Origin of the sequence: Acinetobacter brisouii (genome assembly GCF_008993995.1) — a bacterium.
Classification (GTDB): Bacteria; Pseudomonadota; Gammaproteobacteria; order Pseudomonadales; family Moraxellaceae; genus Acinetobacter; species Acinetobacter brisouii_A.
The window spans coordinates 1-2,595 of the sequence record NZ_BKNN01000135.1 but is presented as its reverse complement, the minus strand read 5'-3'; the positions used below and the strand labels follow the sequence as shown (position 1 = coordinate 2,595).

2 protein-coding genes and 1 pseudogene are annotated in these 2,595 nt (G+C 39.5%); 2 read left to right on the top strand and 1 reads right to left on the bottom strand.

Features of this window, described 5'->3' with window-relative positions; translation table 11 throughout:
- The first annotated feature begins 20 nt into the window (after positions 1-20).
- Both GBN19_RS16180 and GBN19_RS15155 read left to right on the top strand, forming a co-directional pair.
- Positions 21-695 (top strand): annotated as a pseudogene (locus tag GBN19_RS16180) (autotransporter outer membrane beta-barrel domain-containing protein).
- 83 nt (positions 696-778) lie between these two features.
- A protein-coding gene (locus tag GBN19_RS15155) for an IS5 family transposase (protein ID WP_375707876.1) occupies positions 779-1,530 on the top strand; the annotation gives its coding sequence in 2 pieces (ribosomal slippage) (positions 779-1,010 and positions 1,010-1,530; 753 coding nt in all).
- A gap of 105 nt (positions 1,531-1,635) precedes the next feature.
- Here GBN19_RS15155 and GBN19_RS15150 read toward each other — a convergent pair.
- Complete coding sequence (locus GBN19_RS15150; RefSeq protein ID WP_151778674.1) at positions 1,636-2,526, bottom strand: LysR family transcriptional regulator; 891 nt, start codon at positions 2,524-2,526, stop codon at positions 1,636-1,638.
- Positions 2,527-2,595 lie beyond the last annotated feature (69 nt).

Here is a 2,595-nt window from a genome sequence, read left to right as displayed (position 1 = left end):
AACATTTTGCAGCAGGTTTAATGACAGGTTATGGTAAAGCAACCAGTGATAGTCATTCATCTATAAGTGGTTATCAATCTACAGGAACTGTAGATGGCTATAATATTGGTGTTTATGCAACACTGTCTGGAGATCAAGCCAATCAGTCAAGTTTTTATGTTGATGGCTGGGCATTGTGGAATAGTTTGAATGCACGTGTAAATGGTACAAGTCTGGTCGAAGAAAAATATAATCTTTCAGGCATGTCAGCTTCATTAGAAATAGGATATGCCTTTAAAGTTGCCTCTAACCTAGCCTATGCGTATTTTATTCAGCCAAAAGCACAGTTAATCTAGTCAGGAATTGATGCTGATGAGCATACTGAAACGAATGGAACAAAAGTTGTAGGAAATGCCAATAACTTGCAGTCAAGTGTCGGTTTAAAAGCTTATATGGCAAATTCTTCTACTGCTCAGGCTGCAACATTGCAACCATTTGTAGAAATTAATTGGTTGCATAATAGTCACCCTTACGCAATTAGTATGGATGATGGTCAAGTTGAGCAAGATGGCTCAAAAAATATTGCTGAGTTTAAACTGGGTGTAAATGGTCAGATTAGCCCAAATGCAGGCGTATGGCTCAATGCAACCTCTCAGCTTGGTAGCAATGACTATCGTAACTATGGTGTAAAAGTTGGATTTAAATATTCTTTCTAAGCCTAGGGCGTGTCCTCATTTGAAAAATTGGTTTTAAAGGTTTAAAAGAGTTATTTAATCCCTTTTCATTTGTATATTTATCAATGGCACGTACTCTACTCACCGATGATATTTGGCAACAAATTCAGTCTACAATGCAATTTCATGGTTGTTATTGTTCAAAGAACAGTAGAAATATCATGGAAGCCATCTTATGGAAATTACGTACAGGTGCGACATGGCGTGATATTCCTGAAGAATTTTGTCCTTGGAAAACAGCATATAACCGCTTTAATCGTTGGGCATCTAAAGGCTTATGGGATAAATTTTTTTTAAACTACGAGGCGTATTGGATCAAGAATGGGTATTCATTGACGGAAGCTACATACGCGCGCATCAGCATGCAAGTGGAGCTCGGCATGGTTTCGAGCGAGCAATTGGACAGTCTAGAGGTGGAAGAACCATAAAAATCCATCTTGCAACCGACGCGAATGGATTACCGATTGATTTTAAGATCACTGGAGGTGAAGTCCATGACAGCCAAGTTGCGGAGCAGTTGATTGGTGAGATTGGTCAGGCAGATTATTTGATTGCGGATAAAGGCTATGATTCAGAAAAAATTAGGATGTTGGCAAGAAAGCAAAATATTGTGCCGATCATCCCAATGAAGTCAAATAGTAAGAGAGAAAATAAAGAATTTGATCACTACTTATATCGTTTAAGGTATGTAGTTGAAAATGCCTTTGCGAGATTAAAACATTTCCGAGCGATAGCAACCCGATTTGACAAGCTTGCACGAAATTACCAGTCTATGGTTTACATTGCTTGCATGTTAATTTGGTGCAAAGCCAAATGAGGACACGCCCTAGTTAAAAATTTCTATTTTTTGCCCTTCAAGTTAGGTATCTGATTTGAAGGGTTTTTATATTCTATTTTATTCATATTTATGCGGATTTTGAGTCTAAAAACTGCGGCGCATCTCACGGATTAAATTCAGAAAAGCAGTTAAAATGACCGAGTCGTGATCTTTTAAGTACAAACAACTGAGTTCAATGTCTTGTAATTCTAGTGATCGTAATGGTCGATAGACAATACCTGGTAAACGTAAGTTTGATGCAGATTCGGTGGTAATACATAAACCAAAACGGCTAGCCACGAGCGCCATTGAGGTCATGACATCATCAACTGCTTGTTCTATACGTAATTTGACACCTTCTTGTTGAAAGGCCTGACTAATCACTTGCATCATGCCGTGCATTGGCGCATTTGGGTACATAATCATTGGTTGATTGTCGAGATCCGCCAAAGTAATCACCTCTTTTTCACAGAGAGGATGCCCTTCATACAGTGCCACGATATACGGTTCACGACGTACCCATTCCACAGCAATATCGGGTTCTTTGGGCACTAAGCGATTAAATCCAATTAAAATCCGCTGGTCGCGAAGTGCGGTGATTTGTTCGGCTTTCCCCATAGAGTGCAAATGAATTTTGACTTCAGGGCGCTGTACGTGAAATGCCCCAAGCAACTGCGGAATGATATTCAGAATGCCTGAACTAAAAATGCCGACATCAAGCTGTCCGATAAAACCCTGACTCGCTAAACGGACTTGCTCACTGGCATCTTGAGCAAGCGATAAAATATGCCGTGCTTTGATTAAAAATAGCTCTCCTGCGGGTGTGAGCACTGCACCTTTGCTATTACGTAAAAACAGTTCAGCATTGAGTTCCTGTTCTAAAGCTTGAATATTGCGGGTTAAGGGTGGCTGAGTAATATGCAAACGCTCGGCTGCACGCCCAAAATTTTGCTCTTCCGCCAGCGCTATAAAGTAACGCATCTGTTTTAAGTCCATATGCTTTCTTCCTTGAAATTAATACTTAAAAAATGATGATATGAATCATGTAGATTAATTTAAGTATGA